General features: G+C 43.2%; 13 protein-coding genes. 11 read left to right on the top strand and 2 right to left on the bottom strand.

What is annotated here, in order from left to right:
- From purM to purB, 11 genes are all read left to right on the top strand, one after another.
- Complete coding sequence (gene purM, locus QM923_RS08775; RefSeq protein WP_414291570.1) at positions 1-1023, top strand: phosphoribosylformylglycinamidine cyclo-ligase; 1023 nt, start codon at positions 1-3, stop codon at positions 1021-1023.
- Positions 1023-1577, top strand: a complete 555-nt coding sequence (purN, locus tag QM923_RS08780) for a phosphoribosylglycinamide formyltransferase (protein ID WP_414291571.1) — start codon at positions 1023-1025, stop codon at positions 1575-1577. The genes purM and purN overlap by 1 nt, the downstream gene beginning before the upstream one ends.
- 82 nt (positions 1578-1659) lie before the next feature.
- Entirely contained in the window at positions 1660-3207 is a 1548-nt protein-coding gene (purH, locus tag QM923_RS08785; protein WP_414291572.1) for a bifunctional phosphoribosylaminoimidazolecarboxamide formyltransferase/IMP cyclohydrolase, read from the top strand.
- 121 nt (positions 3208-3328) lie between these two features.
- A complete protein-coding gene (gene purD, locus QM923_RS08790) occupies positions 3329-4594 on the top strand; it encodes a phosphoribosylamine--glycine ligase (RefSeq protein ID WP_414291573.1) in 1266 nt (421 codons plus the stop codon).
- Positions 4595-4794: 200 nt separating this feature from the next.
- Complete coding sequence (gene purE, locus QM923_RS08795) at positions 4795-5286, top strand: 5-(carboxyamino)imidazole ribonucleotide mutase (RefSeq protein ID WP_414291574.1); 492 nt, start codon at positions 4795-4797, stop codon at positions 5284-5286.
- The gene (purK, locus tag QM923_RS08800; RefSeq protein ID WP_414291575.1) at positions 5273-6364 is read left to right on the top strand and encodes a 5-(carboxyamino)imidazole ribonucleotide synthase; all 1092 of its coding nucleotides are present in this window, start codon (positions 5273-5275) and stop codon (positions 6362-6364) included. The genes purE and purK overlap by 14 nt, the downstream gene beginning before the upstream one ends.
- Before the next feature lies 1 nt (position 6365).
- On the top strand, positions 6366-6629 hold the full coding sequence (locus tag QM923_RS08805; RefSeq protein ID WP_371495608.1) for a hypothetical protein: 264 nt from the start codon (positions 6366-6368) through the stop codon (positions 6627-6629).
- A 99-nt stretch (positions 6630-6728) separates the two neighbouring features.
- Positions 6729-6995 carry a hypothetical protein gene (locus QM923_RS08810; RefSeq protein ID WP_414291576.1) on the top strand — a complete coding sequence of 89 codons (267 nt, stop codon included), beginning with the start codon at positions 6729-6731 and terminating at the stop codon, positions 6993-6995.
- A 102-nt stretch (positions 6996-7097) separates the two neighbouring features.
- A complete protein-coding gene (locus QM923_RS08815; protein WP_414291606.1) occupies positions 7098-8042 on the top strand; it encodes a ketopantoate reductase family protein in 945 nt (314 codons plus the stop codon).
- A gap of 9 nt (positions 8043-8051) precedes the next feature.
- Positions 8052-8279 carry a phosphoribosylaminoimidazole carboxylase gene (locus QM923_RS08820; RefSeq protein WP_414291577.1) on the top strand — a complete coding sequence of 76 codons (228 nt, stop codon included), beginning with the start codon at positions 8052-8054 and terminating at the stop codon, positions 8277-8279.
- A gap of 54 nt (positions 8280-8333) precedes the next feature.
- Positions 8334-9632 (top strand): adenylosuccinate lyase, encoded by a 1299-nt coding sequence (gene purB / locus QM923_RS08825; RefSeq protein ID WP_414291578.1) that lies wholly within the window; start codon positions 8334-8336, stop codon positions 9630-9632.
- Between the two features lie 45 nt (positions 9633-9677).
- On the opposite strand, the gene QM923_RS08830 is transcribed toward purB, so the two are convergent.
- Positions 9678-14153: a G5 domain-containing protein gene (locus QM923_RS08830; RefSeq protein ID WP_414291579.1), complete on the bottom strand. Its 4476-nt coding sequence runs from the start codon at positions 14151-14153 to the stop codon at positions 9678-9680.
- A 270-nt stretch (positions 14154-14423) separates the two neighbouring features.
- Positions 14424-15140 (bottom strand): GntR family transcriptional regulator, encoded by a 717-nt coding sequence (locus QM923_RS08835; RefSeq protein WP_006153065.1) that lies wholly within the window; start codon positions 15138-15140, stop codon positions 14424-14426.
- Positions 15141-15301: the final 161 nt, after the last annotated feature.

Consider the following 15301-nt stretch of genomic DNA (forward strand, 5'->3'; position numbering starts at 1 on the left):
ATGACAAATAAAAATGCATACGCGCAGTCTGGTGTAGATGTTGAAGCGGGTTATGAAGTTGTTGAACGAATTAAAAAACACGTGGCACGTACAGAGCGTGCAGGTGTGATGGGCGCTCTTGGTGGTTTTGGTGGTATGTTTGACCTTTCAAAAACAGGTGTCAAAGAGCCTGTTTTGATCTCAGGGACGGACGGTGTTGGAACCAAGCTCATGCTTGCTATCAAGTATGACAAGCACGATACCATAGGTCAAGACTGTGTAGCCATGTGCGTCAATGACATCATCGCTGCAGGTGCTGAGCCCCTTTACTTCCTTGACTACGTAGCAACTGGTAAAAATGAACCAGCTAAGCTAGAACAAGTGGTTGCTGGTGTGGCTGAAGGTTGTGTACAAGCAGGTGCGGCCCTCATCGGTGGGGAAACTGCTGAAATGCCTGGTATGTATGGCGAAGACGACTATGACTTGGCTGGATTTGCTGTTGGTGTTGCAGAAAAATCTCAAATCATCGACGGTTCAAAAGTAGCAGAGGGAGACGTCCTTCTCGGACTTGCTTCAAGCGGAATCCACTCAAATGGTTACTCGCTCGTCCGTCGTGTCTTTGCCGATTATACAGGTGAAGAAGTATTGCCTGAGTTGGAAGGTAAGAAACTGAAAGACGTTCTTTTGGAGCCAACTCGCATCTATGTCAAGGCTGTCTTGCCACTGATCAAAGAAGAATTGGTCAATGGAATTGCCCACATCACAGGTGGTGGTTTCATCGAAAATGTACCTCGTATGTTCGCGGATGATTTGGCGGCTGAAATTGACGAAAGCAAAGTCCCAGTTCTTCCAATTTTCAAAGCCCTTGAAAAATATGGACAAATTAAACACGAAGAAATGTTTGAAATCTTCAACATGGGTATTGGTCTCATGCTTGCGGTTAAACCAGAACATGTGGAACGTGTCAAGGAACTTCTTGACGAACCTGTTTATGAAATCGGTCGGATTGTCAAGAAGACAGATGCAAGTGTGGTGATTAAATAATGGCTAAAAAGATTGCTGTTTTTGCCTCTGGCAACGGCTCAAACTTTCAGGTGATTGCAGAACAATTTCCAGTAGAATTTGTCTTTTCAGATCACCGGGATGCCTATGTCTTAGAACGTGCCGAAAAGCTAGGGGTTTTATCTTATGCCTTTGAACTTAAAGAGTTTGAGAACAAGGCAGACTACGAAGGAGCCATCGTCGAACTTTTGGATGAACACAAGATTGACTTGGTTTGTCTCGCAGGCTATATGAAAATCGTCGGCCCAACCTTGCTAGCAGCTTATGAAGGCCGTATCATCAATATTCACCCAGCTTTTCTCCCTGAATTTCCAGGCGCTCATGGTATTGAGGATGCTTGGAATGCTGGCGTTACTGAGAGCGGCGTTACTATTCACTGGGTGGACTCTGGTGTTGATACCGGTAAGGTCATCAAACAAGTCCGTGTGCCACGGTTAGCTGATGATACCATCGACAGTTTTGAAGCTCGCATCCATGAAACAGAGTACAAACTCTATCCAGAAGTCTTGGATAGTTTGGGGGCTGCACGAAAATAAGGAAGCTCTCGAGCTGAAAGAAAATTTTCGACTGTAGCACTGTAGCAAAGAAAGAACTTTTTTAAAAAGGAAAAGAAAGAACATGACTAAACGCGCACTTATTTCAGTCTCAGATAAGGCGGGCATTGTTGAATTTGCCCAAGAACTCAAAAAACTTGGTTGGGATATCATCTCAACAGGTGGTACCAAAGTTTCCCTTGATAATGCTGGTGTTGATACCATTGCCATTGACGATGTGACTGGTTTCCCAGAAATGATGGACGGTCGTGTCAAGACCCTCCACCCAAATATCCATGGCGGTCTCCTCGCTCGTCGTGACCTTGATAGCCACCTTCAAGCAGCTAAGGACAATAATATCGAATTGATTGACCTTGTTGTGGTCAACCTTTACCCATTCAAGGAAACCATTCTTAAACCAGACGTGACGTACGCTGATGCGGTTGAGAATATCGATATCGGTGGTCCATCAATGCTTCGTTCAGCAGCGAAGAATCACGCCAGCGTGACGGTTGTGGTAGACCCTGCTGACTATGCTGTGGTTTTGGACGAATTGGCAGCAAATGGCGAAACCTCTTACGAAACTCGTCAACGTTTGGCGGCTAAAGTTTTCCGTCACACAGCGGCTTATGATGCCTTGATTGCAGAATACTTCACAGCTCAAGTGGGTGAAAGCAAACCTGAAAAACTCACTCTGACTTATGACCTCAAGCAACCAATGCGTTACGGTGAAAATCCTCAACAAGACGCAGACTTCTACCAAAAAGCCTTGCCAACGGATTACTCCATTGCATCAGCGAAACAGCTTAACGGTAAGGAATTATCCTTTAACAACATTCGCGATGCGGACGCAGCTATCCGTATTATTCGCGATTTCAAAGAACGCCCAACGGTTGTGGCTCTCAAACACATGAACCCATGTGGAATCGGTCAGGCTGATGACATCGAAACAGCCTGGGACTACGCTTATGAGTCTGACCCAGTGTCTATCTTTGGTGGTATCGTCGTTCTCAACCGTGAGGTAGATGCTACGACAGCTGAGAAGATGCACGGCGTTTTCCTTGAAATCATCATCGCACCAAGCTATACAGATGAAGCGCTAGCCATTTTGACCAACAAAAAGAAAAATTTGCGCATTCTTGCCTTGCCATTTGATGCCCAAGATGCTAGTGAAGTGGAAGCAGAATACACAGGTGTTGTCGGTGGACTCCTCGTTCAAAATCAAGACGTGGTCAAAGAAAGCCTAGCTGACTGGCAAGTGGTGACCAAACGCCAGCCAACTGAGACAGAAGCGACTGCCCTTGAGTTTGCATGGAAAGCAATCAAGTATGTCAAATCAAACGGAATCATCGTGACTAATGATCACATGACACTGGGTGTTGGCCCAGGTCAAACTAACCGTGTGGCTTCCGTCCGTATTGCTATTGACCAAGCTAAAGATCGCCTTGACGGCGCTGTCCTTGCTTCGGATGCCTTCTTCCCATTTGCGGATAACGTGGAAGAAATTGCTAAGGCAGGTATCAAGGCCATCATCCAGCCTGGTGGATCCGTCCGTGACCAAGAATCTATCGAAGCTGCTGACAAATATGGCTTGACCATGGTCTTCACGGGTGTGAGACATTTTAGACATTAAGAAAATAGAAGGGAAGAAAACAGTTTCTTTCCTTTTTTTGCTTTAAAAGCGAAACGAAACAAGATTAAAACGAACGTTTATGTTATAATATTAGTAAATAATTCGCAAAAGAGGTTGAAAGATGAAGCTGTTAGTTGTCGGCTCGGGTGGTCGTGAACATGCCATTGCTAAGAAGTTGCTTGAGTCAAAAGATGTTGAAAAAGTCTTTGTAGCTCCTGGGAATGACGGGATGACTCTGGATGGTCTGGAATTGGTAAATATCTTTATTTCCGAACATTCTAAATTGATTGAGTTTGCAAAAGCCAACGATATTGCTTGGTCCTTTATCGGGCCAGATGACGCTCTTGCTGCTGGAATCGTGGATGATTTTAATAAAGCTGGTCTCAAGGCTTTTGGTCCGACTAAAGCTGCGGCTGAGCTTGAGTGGTCTAAGGATTTCGCTAAGGAAATCATGGTCAAATACGACGTTCCGACAGCAACCTATGGGACCTTCTCAGATTTCGAGGAAGCCAAGGACTACATCGAAGAAAAAGGTGCTCCAATCGTCGTCAAGGCAGACGGTTTGGCCCTTGGGAAAGGTGTCGTCGTTGCGGAGACAGTTGAGCAAGCAGTTGAAGCTGCTCACGAGATGCTTTTGGACAATAAATTCGGCGACTCAGGTGCGCGTGTGGTTATCGAGGAGTTTCTTGCAGGAGAGGAATTTTCACTTTTTGCCTTTGTCAATGGCGACAAGTTCTACATTATGCCAACGGCTCAGGACCACAAACGTGCCTATGATGGCGATAAGGGTCCTAACACGGGTGGTATGGGTGCCTATGCGCCAGTTCCTCACTTGCCACAGAGCGTGGTTGACACAGCGGTTGACACCATTGTCAAGCCAGTCCTCGAAGGTATGATCAAAGAAGGTCGTCCATACACAGGTGTCCTTTATGCCGGTCTTATCTTGACGGCTGATGGACCCAAAGTCATCGAGTTCAACGCTCGCTTCGGCGATCCTGAAACGCAAATCATCTTGCCTCGCTTGACATCAGATTTTGCACAAAATATCACGGACATTTTGGATGGCCAAGAGCCGGCCATCACTTGGACGGACAAGGGTGTGACACTGGGCGTAGTTGTAGCATCAAAGGGCTACCCACTCGCTTATGAGAAAGGTGTCAAGCTTCCTACCAAGACAGAAGGCGACATCATCACTTACTATGCCGGAGCTAAATTTGCTGAAAATAGCAGAGCACTGCTATCAAACGGTGGACGTGTCTATATGCTAGTCACCACAGCAGACACCGTCAAAGAAGCACAGGCCAGCATCTACCAAGAACTCGCCCAACAACAAACAGAAGGCCTCTTCTACCGTACGGATATTGGTAGCAAGGCCATAAAAGATTAACAGATATTATAGTTGTCATGGCGAGCGAAAGCGAGCCAAAGTAAGATAAAGGTCGCCGTGGTGAAAAGACCAGAACAGTATCTGTTCTGGTCTAGGGAAAATTTGAGACCTTAGACTCAAATTTTAGGAATGAAACCGAAGGTTTGCTTCCGTCCCCACCACCTAAGACCATTATCAATAAAGAAGAAAAAGGAAAAATTATGACTAAACCAATTATTTCCATCATCATGGGCTCAAAATCCGACTGGGCAACCATGCAAAAAACAGCTGAAGTCCTCGACCGTTTCGGTGTAGCCTACGAAAAGAAAGTTGTCTCTGCCCACCGTACACCTGACCTCATGTTCAAACATGCCGAGGAAGCACGTAGCCGTGGCATCAAGGTCATCATCGCGGGTGCAGGTGGCGCAGCTCACTTGCCAGGGATGGTTGCTGCTAAAACAACCCTTCCAGTTATTGGTGTGCCCGTCAAATCACGTGCTCTTAGCGGTGTGGATTCGCTCTATTCCATCGTTCAGATGCCAGGTGGTGTGCCAGTCGCAACTATGGCGATTGGTGAAGCTGGTGCAACCAATGCAGCCCTCTTTGCCCTCCGTCTCCTCTCAGTAGAAGACAAGGCCATTGCGGATGCACTTGCTAACTTTGCTGAAGAACAAGGAAAAATCGCAGAGGTGTCTACAAATGAGCTCATCTAAAACAATCGGAATTATCGGTGGCGGTCAGCTTGGTCAGATGATGGCGATCTCAGCTATCTACATGGGGCACAAGGTTATCGCGTTGGATCCTGCAGTGGATTGTCCGGCCTCTCGCGTGGCGGAAATCATCGTGGCCCCTTACGACGATGTAGATGCTCTTCGTCAGTTGGCAGAACGCTGTGATGTTCTCACTTATGAATTTGAAAATGTTGATGCTGACGGTTTGGATGCTGTTATCAAAGATGGACAACTCCCACAAGGGACAGACCTGCTTCGCATTTCTCAAAACCGTATTTTTGAAAAGGACTTTCTCTCAAATAAGGCCCAAGTCACCGTGGCACCTTATAAGGTTGTGACCTCAAGCCAAGATTTGGCAGATATTGACCTATCGAAAAACTATGTCCTCAAGACAGCGACAGGTGGCTACGATGGCCATGGACAAAAGGTTATTCGCTCAGCGGAAGATTTAGAAGAAGCCTATGCACTAGCGGATTCAGCTGACTGTGTTTTGGAAGAATTTGTCAATTTCGACTTGGAGATTTCTGTCATTGTATCTGGGAATGGTAAGGATGTGACGGTTTTCCCCGTTCAGGAAAATATCCACCGCAACAATATCCTGTCTAAGACTATCGTGCCAGCTCGTATTCCAGCAAGTTTAGCAGAAAAAGCCAAAGCCATGGCAGTACGAATAGCTGAACAACTCAACTTGTCTGGAACTCTTTGCGTGGAAATGTTTGAGACTGCTGATGACATCATCGTCAACGAAATCGCGCCACGCCCACATAACTCTGGACACTACTCAATCGAAGCCTGTGATTTTTCACAATTTGACACACATATCTTGGGCGTTCTCGGAGCACCACTTCCAGCAATCTACCTCCATGCTCCAGCCGTCATGCTCAATGTCCTCGGCCAGCATGTCGAAGCTGCTGAAAAATATGTGACAGAAAATCCAAGCGCTCACCTCCACTTATATGGTAAACTAGAAGCAAAGCACAACCGCAAAATGGGACATGTGACTTTGTTTAGTGATGTGCCGGATAGTGTGGATGAGTTTGGGGAAGGGATTGATTTTTGAAATGGCAGAAGAATTTGATGAATTGCTAGATGATGAAATAACGACCGTAACACTGACCTATACGGATGATTTGATTGTTCCAGAGATTGCAGATAGAGAGGGGATTCATATTTTAGAGAGAGCTGGTAATCAGCTAGTCTTAGAATATTCTTGTTCCGAGAAGGAAGTTAAGGATTATCTGAGTAGTTACGGCCTGCCTAGACTTCCTGAGAGAATTTCATTTGAATTTTCTATACATGAAGACTTAGAAAATGATAATCTTTAAAGCTAAATGGAGACCAGTTTATGATTCAAATTATTGTCAACGCGTTTGTTAAACAAGAGAAGCCAGACAACTATTGATGGAAAGGGACTGATTTTTAAAATGGTAGAAGAATTCGATGATGTATTCGAAGATGATATTACTACTCTAACATTTACATATGCGGACGATGTAGAGATTCCAGAAATTCCTGATGCAGAAGGGATTCATGTTGTAGAGATAACAAATAACCAACTAGTTATAAAGCATATCCGCGATGATGATGAGGTCTATGATTATATAAAGAGTTTTGGATTAACGAGCCGTCCTATAAAACTTTCGATTGAATTTTTTGCTTACGAAGATCCTGAGGAAGAAGAAAATTTTTGAATTTAATTGAGAAAATCTATGATTCAACTCATCGTCAACGCATTTGTCGAAAAATAGAAGCCAGACAACTACTGCTGGAAAGGAATTGATTTTTAAGGGAAAATAGCGATTCTAGGACTTGGAGTGATCGGGACTACTTATGCCTATGCTTTTCAAAAAGCAGGTCATCAGGTGGAACACGTACTGAGAGATAGTAAGAAAAACAATGCTCCCAAGGAGTTGTTGGTTGATCTGCTAGATGGTCGCTATCATTCCAAGGGTGAAAATAAGCACGACACCTATGAGGTTCATGTGGCGGAAACTGATTCGGAATATGATTTTATTTTTCTCAGTGTGCGTCATGGGTTTGTCAAAGAAGCTGTGGAAACCTTGCGAAAAAATAATATCAAAGGCACACTTGTTTTCTTCTGTAATTTCTGGGATACTCGAAAAGAGGTACAGGAGTGGGCAGGAGATTACGACTATATTCTGTCTTTTCCGACAGCGGGTGGTCATATGCAGGAGGATCATTTAGATGGCGTCTTGTTTGACCATTTAATGCTAGAAGGTGAGCAAAAAGCACACATTTCTAACTATGGTGATTTGACGGATTTACTGACTTCTGCAGATTTGAAGTGGGAAGTGCCTCATGATATGGTCGAGTGGATTTGGATTCACATGGCGATTAATGCGGGTGTTACTTCGACAGCTGCTCGTTCAGGGAATCTGGAAAACCCAGAAGAACTGGCTCTGAACTTGATGAATAGTTCTTCGGAATTATCATTGGCCATCAAGGCCATTCGAGAGGCTCTGAAAGTCGTAGAAGCACGTGGTGTAAATTTGAAGCTTTATAAAGCTGAACTCTTACCTTACAAAATTCCCTCATGGATTGCAGGAAAAGCCATGAAAATCATGTTTGCGAAAAATGAGCTGACACGAAAAATTATGACCTTGCACAATGATAAACAGGATATTTTCTACTGTTGTCAAAGTGTCTATCAGACAGGTCAGGAGTTAGGTGTTGAGATGCCCATTCTTGAAGCAAATATGAAGGGGATTTCGCTTTAGGAGGTTTTTATGATTCAACTCATTGTCAACGCATTTATCGAAAAAGAGAAAACTGGAGCAGTCGTCGAAGTCTTGTATGCTAGTAGCAATCACGAAAAAGTGACAGATAAGTATGAAGAGCTGGTTACTCAATATCCTGAAAACTATTTAGCTATCTATGATGTCCCGCTGGATACGGATTTGAATACATTAGATCATTATCCATCTTTGTGGATTGGGAAAGAAGAATTTGAGTAAAGTGATGGCCGCTTGCTAACTGATGTGGAACATCAAAAGAAAGGAAAATTAAACATGATCGAACGTTACTCTCGCCCAGAAATGGCGAACATTTGGAGTGAAGAAAATAAATACCGTGCTTGGCTTGAGGTGGAAATCTTGGCTGATGAGGCATGGGCTGAGTTGGGAGAAATCCCTAAGGAAGATGTGGCTTTGATTCGCGAAAAAGCGGACTTTGATATCGACCGTATTTTGGAGATTGAGCAGGAGACTCGCCACGATGTGGTGGCTTTCACACGTGCGGTTTCTGAGACTCTTGGTGAAGAGCGCAAGTGGGTCCACTATGGTTTGACTTCTACTGACGTGGTAGATACTGCCTATGGTTACCTCTACAAGCAGGCTAACGACATCATTCGTAAGGATCTTGAAAACTTCACCAACATTATCGCTGACAAGGCTAAGGAGCACAAGTTCACCATCATGATGGGTCGTACCCACGGTGTGCACGCTGAGCCTACAACTTTTGGTCTTAAATTGGCGACTTGGTACAGCGAAATGAAGCGCAATATCGAGCGTTTCGAGCATGCGGCTGCTGGTGTGGAAGCTGGTAAAATCTCTGGTGCGGTTGGGAACTTTGCCAACATTCCACCATTTGTAGAGCAATACGTCTGCGACAAACTCGGTATCCGTGCCCAAGAAATCTCTACACAGGTGCTTCCTCGTGACCTTCACGCTGAGTACTTTGCGGTTCTTGCTAGTATCGCAACTTCTATCGAGCGCATGGCAACTGAGATCCGTGGTCTTCAAAAATCTGAGCAACGCGAAGTGGAAGAGTTCTTTGCTAAAGGTCAAAAAGGGTCTTCAGCAATGCCTCACAAACGCAACCCTATCGGTTCTGAAAACATGACAGGTCTTGCACGTGTGATCCGTGGTCACATGGTAACAGCTTATGAAAATGTGTCACTCTGGCATGAACGTGATATCTCTCACTCATCAGCTGAGCGTATCATCACACCAGATACAACTATCTTGATCGACTACATGCTCAACCGTTTTGGAAATATCGTCAAGAACTTGACAGTCTTCCCAGAAAATATGATCCGCAACATGAACTCTACTTTTGGTCTTATCTTTAGCCAACGTGCCATGTTGACCTTGATTGAGAAAGGCATGACCCGTGAGCAAGCTTACGACCTTGTTCAACCAAAGACGGCTCAATCATGGGATAACCAAGTTGACTTCAAACCACTTCTCGAAGCAGATCCAGAAGTAACATCACGCCTTACCCAAGAAGAAATCGATGAAATCTTCAACCCAACTTACTACACCAAACGAGTGGATGAAATTTTCGAACGCATTGGTTTGGGTGACTAATCATAAAATAAAAAAGCGAGATTGTATCTCGCTTTTTATTTATGCTTAATCTTTTTTCTTGCTAAGTCCATAAGCTGTGAGTGCAGCCATCAAACCTGTAGCAATCAACCATTCTGAACCTTGGCTTCCTGTCTCAGGAAGTTTATTTTCTTTTGCCACAGGAGCTGGGGCTTGAGGAAGAACTTTGTTTTCCTCGGCAGGAACAGTTGCTGGAGCTGGTTTACTTGGAATTTCTAATTTTGGTTTTTCTTCTGCAACAGGAGCTGGCACATTTGGAATCTCTAATGCTGGTTTTTCTTCTGCAATAGGAGCCGGTATATTTGGAATCTCTAGTGCTGGTTTTTCTTCCGCTACAGGAGCTAGTCCTTTTTCATCTCCCACATGTGTTACAGGAGTCCCAACTTCGATGATTTGAGTAACTGGTTCTTGAGCGACAACACTAGTAACCAATGTTTTCACTTCGCTTCCGTCAGCAGCAGTAGACACAGAATAGAAATGACTACGACGTCCCTTAACACCTTCAGTTACGACACGAGTTTCTCCCTTAGGTAAGGCATCCGTTTCACGAGTGATAGTTGTAAACGGAATTTCTTCGTCCTCGATCACAACACGTGGTTTGGCATCCGCAACAGGAGCTAGTCCTTTTTCATCTCCCACATGTGTTACAGGAGTTCCGACTTCGATGATTTGAGTAACTGGTTCTTGAGCGACAACACTAGTAACCAATGTTTTCACTTCGCTTCCGTCAGCAGCAGTAGACACAGAGTAGAAATGACTACGACGACCCTTGACACCTTCAGTCACGATACGAGATTGTCCTTTAGGCAGTTGGTTTGTTTCGCGAGTGATAGTAGTGAATGGAATTTCTTCGTCCTCGATGACAACACGTGGTTTGGCATCTGCAACAGGAGCAACTCCTTCTTCGTCTCCTACATGAGTGACTGGAGTCCCAACTTCTACGATTTGAGTGACAGGTTCTTGAGCAACAACAGTATTGATTAAAGTTTTCACTTCAGAACCATCAGCAGCAGTAGTCACAGAATAGAAATGTGTACGACGACCGTTCACACCTTCAGTCACGATACGAGATTGTCCTTTAGGCAGTTGGTTTGTTTCACGAGTGATTGTTGTAAATGGAATTTCTTCGTCCTCGATGACAACACGTGGTTTGGCATCTGCAACAGGAGCAACTCCTTCTTCGTCTCCTACATGAGTGACTGGAGTTCCGACCTCAACCACTTGATTGACAGCTTCTTTTGTGACTTTTTCTTCAAGAACTGTTTCAGTTTCCTTACCATTTTCAGTAGTAACTGAGACGTAGATTGTACGTTCGCCTTTGGCACCTTCAGTGACAACTTTTTCTTGTCCTGCTGGAAGGTTAGGATTTTCCTTCTTGACAGTCTCAAATGGGATTTCTTCCGTTCTTGTGAGAAGCTCTGGTCGGTTTTCAACTGCAGCAGAAGTTTCACTCTCATCAAGGCTTCCTGAGTGAGTTGCAGCTGGTTTGAGACCGAGTCTTGCTGCTTTGAGGTTAGCTACAAGTGTATTCAACTCAGCTTGTTTATTACGGTTGAGATTGTAGTTCAGTGCTTCTTTAGCAGCCTTGAGAGCATCGAGACTTTCTGTGCTATATCCTTCTAAGTTTTCAGGGATTTGAGCAAGTTCTTCGCGAAGAGCCTTGTAGTCAGCACGGAAGTAGTCTTTGTTGTGATCTGCAAATGCAGTCATGAGCTCAAAGATTTCTTCTTCTTTGTACTCAGCGCTTGGTCTATCTGCCCAGATAGCTACCATACTACCAACAGTAGGTAGATCAACCTCAGGATATTTAGTTGAAGCTAGCTGGTTGAATGGAGTTTTTTCAGTGTTTTCGATAGCTTTCTTGAGGAAACCACCACCATCTTCAGGTTTTTGACCGAGGATATAGTACCAATCTCCATTCGTGTTAAGGAACTTATAACCCTTGCTTGCTAGATATTGAGGAGATGCAAGGTTATAACCCCACCAACCTTTAGACCAGTAAGAGATGATAACATCTTTATCAAACTCTACATCGTCCTTATCTTCATAGTAGAAACCATCGTTAAAGGCCATTGGTTGAAGACCTTTTTCTTTAGCCATGGCAGCTAGACTATTAGCATAATCTGCAAACTTACCATAGAGTCCATACCACTTGAGGTAGTACCAACCTTGAGCATTAGTAGCATCATTGGCATACTCATCTGTACCATAGTTAAAGATTTTAGTCTTGCCTGCAAAGAAGTCCATGTATTTGCCGATAAGGGCTTTTGTAAAGTTCATTGCTTCTTCGTTTTCAAGGTCCATGGTTGTTTTTGAAACCTTGTCAAAGTTAGCTTGAGGGTTTGCAATGCCCAATTTTTCCATAGCGACAAGCATAGCATCCATGTGGCCAGGACTGTTGATAGCAGGGATGATTCCAATGCCTCTATCCTTAGCATATTGGATAAGCTCAGTGATTTCAGCCTGGTTCAAAGTTGTTCCATTTGGATCGTCGTAGTAAGATTTTGTTCCTTCAATGATGGCATTTTTTACATCGTCACTTGCATAGGTCTTGCCGTTTGCAGTGATCGTCATGTCATCCAAGAGGAAGCGAAGTCCATCATTTCCAAGGAGGAGATGAAGATCAGAGTAACCAAGTTCGCTGGCTTTATCTACGATACGTTTGAGTTGGTCTAGAGTGAAGTATTTACGTCCAGCATCGATTGAGATAACCTTATTTTTCTCAAGTTTTTCAACTTCACGTTTGGCATCTTCTTCTTTTTGAGCTTCTGGAGTGAAGGTCAAGTTGCTAACGGCCTCTTGGAGTTTTGCAATCGCTTGGTCAATGCTATCTTGTTCAGCGCGACTAAGGTTGCTATCAAGAGAGCGAATGGCTTTTTCAGCTTCTTTAACGGCAGCAATACTTTCTGCAGTATAGCGACTAAGGTCAGTTGGCACTTCTTTGAGAGCTTGTTCAGCAGACTCGTAGTCAGCGGCGAAGTATTCAGCGTTTGAGTTCGCGAATTGACGCATGAGTTTGAAGAGGCGAGATGGAGAGTAGCGGGCAGATGGAGTATCAGCCCAAGCAGCTACCATCCCACCAATGATAGGGATATCGGCACCTTCAGTTTTTGGAACAGAAGTAATCGGTGTGCTCTTAATACCATTCAAACCTTGATCAAGGTTGTACCAACCCTGTCCATCAGCATTACGGCCGAGAACATAGTACCAAGCATCATTAGTGTTGAGGATTTCGTGTCCTTTTTCAACAAGTAATTTAGAAGAAGCGACATCGTAACCGCCCCAACCACCAGTCCACATAGACACGATGATATCTTTGTCAAAGGTACCAAAAGTAGTATCGCTATTATAGTAGATACCGTCATTGAAGGCCATTGGTTTAAGACCGTGAGATTTGACGATACGAGCTAGGTCATTAGCATAGGCGATGAATTTATCATAACCCTTGTCTGGAAAACCATCTTCTGGATACCACTTATAGGCTTGAAGCACGCTCCATCCCTTAGCATCTGTAGCGTCGTTAGCATACTCATCCAAACCGATGTTAAAGATTTCAGACTTGCCAGCAAAGTAAGCAGCGTATTTATCAATCAAAGCTTTTGTAAAGGCAACGGCCTTTTCGTTGTCAAGGTCAACAGTACGTTCTGATTCTTTTCCAAAGTAGTTGAAGTTAGGTTTTTCAATGCCAAGTTCTTTCATGGCGTTAAGGATAGCATCCATATGACCTGGGCTATTGACTGTTGGGATAAGTCCAATTCCTTTATCCTTAGCATAACTAATTAAATCAGTCATTTCACTTTCGGATAAATGATTACCATTTGGATCGTTGTAATAGGCATTGGTTCCATTTTCAACAGCACGTTTGACATCATCGCTTGCGTAAGTTTTGTCACCTACAGTTAGAGACATATCATCAAGCATGAAGCGCAAGCCATCATTTCCGACTAAAAGGTGAAGATCAGTATAGCCATAGTGTTTGGCTTTGTCGATGATTTCTTTCAGTTGGTCTGGAGAGAAGTATTTACGTCCAGCATCGATAGAAACAATTTTCTTTTTAGCCAGTTTTTCATTTACTTGAGCTGCTCGTTCTGTAGCGACTGCGGGTGCTTCGACCTTAGCAACTTCTTTGTTTTCTTCTTTTTCTTTTTCAGATTCTACCTTCTTAGCTTCCTCAGTAATTTCTGCCTTAGCTAGAGTTTCTTCTGCTGTGACTGGTTCTGCTACGGCAGGTGCAGGAGCAACTTCAACTTTTGGAGCTTCAGTAGTTGCTACTGGAGCTGCTGGAGTAGCATTTTCTGTTGAAGGAGCAGTCTCGAGTTTTTCTTCACTCGTTGGTGGAGTGACTTCTCCAGTAGTTTGGACAGCAGGCTGATTTTCTGTTGGAGCAGGTACGACTCCGTCAGCAGCAACAGCCTGCGCCTGAAAGGCAAAGCCGATCAATACGGAAGCGGCTCCGATTGCATATTTACGAATAGAGAAGCGCTGTTTATTTTCTGGTTTCATTAAAAAACCTCCCTTTTGAACTTTTTGATAGCGTTTTCACATACTAATCCTATTTTATGTTCTAACTAAAATAAAGTCAAGTTTTTGAGGAAATTACTATAAAAAATAGAATAATTTATAAATTAAGATACATTTTTTAAGTTTTGACTATTTTTTAGTAAAAAGGTTACTAATTATAGAATTGCTTGAAATGCTATTTTCGGGGAAGGGAGCTGATGCTATAATGGGTATATAAAAACCCTGAGAGAGTTGCCTCAGGATTTTTATAAATTAGTGACCACGGTCACAAGAAATGAATTTAATTTTGTAGAAATCAGAACGTTTATAAGTTTCGATGTATTCCAAAACTTGACCAGTTGCTTCAAGCTGAGTTGTCTTAGTTTGGAAAACAGTTGGGAATTTAGTGTCGATTCCTAAAATAGAAGCGGCATGTTTTGGAGTCGGAAATACAATTTCGTTAATTTCTTCAAAATGCTCGTCATTCATGTGAATGTGGTAGTCCAATTTGAAACGAGTATAGATAGAACTATAGTATTCAAGATTTGGATAGTTGGCATTGATGTATTGTTCAGGAATGTATGAATTGTGATAGATATAGGTAACACCATTTGTTTCACGAACGCGTTCAATCTTATAATAGAATTGATCGCCGCGTAGGCCAAGTTTTTCTAAATATTTAAGATCGTTCCCACGTTCGATAGAAAGAACAGTTACTTTATCATCTTTGGTTTCGAAGATTTCCACATCAGAAAATTCAACGAGTTTGTGTTTGCGTGCACGAGCTACGAAAGTTCCTTTACCTTGTTGGCGGACGATATATCCGTCTTTGGCAAGGTCGTTCAAGGCGCGGACTACTGTGATTGAACTAACATCATACATGGAAATCAATTCTGCTTCAGTGTAGAATTTATCTCCACTAGCAAATTGACCAGAAATGATCTTATTTTTCAATTCATCTTTAATGTATTGATACTTTGGAATTGCCATATTTTCACCTCGTTTTTTCCTTCTCCACTTATCATTTTAACATAAAATAGAAAAAAATAGTAGAAAAGCACAGAAAAAAATTAAAATATCGGAATAAGAATTTAGGATAGATATCAATAATTTGTGTTTTCCTCCTTAATTTCATTAGTTTTTCAGAATGT

The sequence above is a fragment of the Streptococcus infantis genome, assembly GCF_047463275.1.
Classification (GTDB): Bacteria; Bacillota; Bacilli; order Lactobacillales; family Streptococcaceae; genus Streptococcus; species Streptococcus infantis_AF.